Source organism: Streptomyces sp. NPDC005752, assembly GCF_040630715.1.
In the GTDB taxonomy this organism is placed as follows: Bacteria; Actinomycetota; Actinomycetes; order Streptomycetales; family Streptomycetaceae; genus Streptomyces.
The window spans coordinates 1-1,300 of the sequence record NZ_JBEXYB010000101.1; the positions used below are offsets into that span (position 1 = coordinate 1).

The following is a 1,300-nucleotide window of genomic DNA, read 5'->3' on the forward strand; positions in this document are numbered from 1 at the left end:
TGAGCTGCCCTGGGTTTCGTAGCGGCCGATGTCTTTGGTTTCAGGCGGTGTTCGTGGTCGCCTGGGAGCGATGGTGCTGGGCCTCGAATTCTTCGGGTGGGAGGTAGTCGAGGGCGGAGTGCAGGCGTTCGGTGTTGTACCAGCCGACCCACTGGACGACGGCTCGTTCGACCTGGTCGGCGTCTCGCCAGGGGCCGTGGTGCTCGATCAGTTCGGCTTTGAAGGAGCCGTTGAGGGCCTCGGCCATCGCGTTGTCGTAACTGTCGGCGACGGAGCCGACGGACGCGGTCGCGCCGGCCCCGATCAGGCGCTCGCCGTAGCGAATGGACACGTATTGCGCTCCGCGGTCGCTGTGATGAATGAGCCCCGAGCCCTTCTTGATCCCCCGCCGCCACAAAGCCATCTCCAGTGCGTCGAGCGGGAGATCGGTGCGCATGTGAGTGGCGAGTTGCCATCCAACGATCATCCGGGAGTACACGTCCAGGACGAAGGCGACGTAGACCCATCCCGACCAGGTGCGGATGTAGGTCAGGTCCGCGACCCACAGCTGATTCGGGCGGTGGGCACGGAAGTGCCGGTTGACCAGGTCGGGTGGCCTTGGGGCGGAGGGTTCGGGGGTCGTCGTGCGGCGGCGTTGCCCGCGGATGACGCCTTCCAGGCCGTCCTCGCGCATCAGCCGCTCGATGGTGCAGCGGGCTGCCGTGACGCCTTCGCGTCGCAGTTGTCGGTGGATGCGCCGGGCTCCGTAGGTCTCGCCGGAGTCGGTGTGGATGCGGCGGATCTCCGCGACGAGGTGGTCGTCGCGCTGCCGGCGTGCGGACTTCGGACGTCGGCGGCGGGCGTTGTAGGCGGAGACCGACAGGTCCAATTCCCGGCAGACGGGCTCGACCCCGAAGTCGTCGCGGAGGTGGTTGATCACCGCGTCGGCCTCGTGCGGGGCTGGTCGAGCTCCTTTGCGAAAAACACGCTGGCGGCCTTCAGGATCTCGTTCGCCCGTCGCAACTCAGCGGCTTCTTTGCGGAGTTGTACGAGCTCTGCCCGCTCGGCGGAGGTGAGCAGATCGGGACGGCTGCCGTGGTCGGCCTCGGCCTGGCGGACCCACAGTCGCAAGGCTTCCTTATGGATCCCGAGATCCCGGGCCACGTGGGCGACCGGACGGCCCGAGTTCTGTACTTCACGGACGGCTCGCTCGCGGAGCTCGTCGGGATACTTCCGGGGTGCAGGCATCAGACCTGTGCTTCCCATCTGCCGGATCAATCATGCCCGGCTTCAGGGCCGCTACGAAACCCGGTTCAGCTCA

The 1,300-nt window shown here is 66.9% G+C and carries 1 pseudogene; it reads right to left on the reverse strand.

The features are described 5' to 3' along the window. Positions 1–40: 40 nt before the first annotated feature. Positions 41–1,227: pseudogene (locus ABZ441_RS33550) on the reverse strand (IS3 family transposase). Positions 1,228–1,300: the final 73 nt, after the last annotated feature.